Genomic DNA, 1,284 nt, shown 5'->3' on the forward strand with positions numbered 1-1,284 from the left:
GGGCTTTGCGTGCGCGCAATGGCCGGCGGAGGGAATTGTCCCAATAGTTAAGTGGCCCTTCTGCTGCGCACGTCCGCAGCACGAAACCCAAGCCGGACGTGACTAAAGCTCGGCCCTATCCGGCCGCTACTCGTGTATGGAGGACACATATCAGGACGCCAGCCCGCATAGCCCTCGCGAGTCGGCGGCCCTGCGCACCCTCGACGTTGAGCTATTGTTTCGGCTGGAAATGACGGCCAGGCAAGTTAGGGGGCTATTTGCTCACCCCGGTTGGGCGGGGCAGGAGGCCCAGAGTTCGGAATGGGTCGTTGATGAGGTCTGGACGGGCCCAGCTTGGGGTGGGCAGCTACTGAAGGACGCTGTGGGGGTGATAAAGAATTCTTTCGAAGAGGTGGCGAGAGCGCCCATTTTTGGGCCTGCTTCGAAAGCAACCGCATTGGAACGTGAGAGCCTGCTTCGAGCCCGCCTGCTGGCCTATCCTGCGGGACGCGCGATCTTCATGCCGTCGGGACTAAAAGATGGCGAGGAGAGATTCTTCACAATCGTCGTTGGGTACATTGCGCGGCATCAGATCAGCGTCAAAGAGGACGTATTCGTTGCCAATTGGCTTTTGCAACATCCGGAACAGCTTCAGCAGCTTTTTGAGCTGGTCCGACGCTCCCAATCAGCTGGTATGGRTCCTACGGTGGTTGCGGAGGCATTCTTAGGTCCATTCCTTCAATGACACCGCCACGTTTTTGTGGCTAGTACGCGCGGAGACAGTGGTACGTCGGTTGGTAGGTTTCCTTGCCCGCAGCAATCGGCTGGTTTCGCGATTCCTTGTCGAGCACTCTGCCGCCTGGGGGGCGAAAGAGGCACCAATGATAGTCCATAGCTACGCCAAGTCACCGTGCGTGGGAAAAGCGTAGACAGCGCCGAATAGGCCGGCAGGCGGTGGCCTTGTGGTGGTTTCCTCCTAAAGCCCAGTCGAGAAACCATCACGATCGCGGCTACTCTTTTAGTGTTCTTGTTTGCTCTCGATGTGCTCCGGTAAAGGTTGCCCGTCCTAGCCGAGTAGTCACCTGCCCTCTGCCCGATCTTGCGTGAGCGTCATTACAATGCTGGTTGCTGTAGCGACGGTCATGCCGTCCTCGCGCTGGATATCGCATCTATAGTGGCTAATCGTCCGACCGCGATGCGTGGGCCAAGCGTGAGCCCTTAGCCTGGCTTTCCACACAGGGCGCAAAAATGAAATGGACAGCTCGATGCTTGTGAAGCTCGTTGCTGGCTCGATCAGGGTGGAGT

Annotated in this window: 2 protein-coding genes; one reads left to right on the top strand and one right to left on the bottom strand. The window is 58.1% G+C overall.

Features of this window, described 5'->3' with window-relative positions:
• Positions 1–436 precede the first annotated feature (436 nt).
• A complete protein-coding gene (locus tag ACXJKH_RS20690) occupies positions 437–724 on the top strand; it encodes a hypothetical protein (protein WP_457322199.1) in 288 nt (95 codons plus the stop codon).
• 333 nt (positions 725–1,057) lie between these two features.
• Here ACXJKH_RS20690 and ACXJKH_RS20695 read toward each other — a convergent pair whose 3' ends face one another.
• A complete protein-coding gene (locus ACXJKH_RS20695) occupies positions 1,058–1,276 on the bottom strand; it encodes a PaaI family thioesterase (RefSeq protein ID WP_457322201.1) in 219 nt (72 codons plus the stop codon).
• Positions 1,277–1,284 lie beyond the last annotated feature (8 nt).

This window comes from Stenotrophomonas sp. P5_B8 (assembly GCF_054049855.1).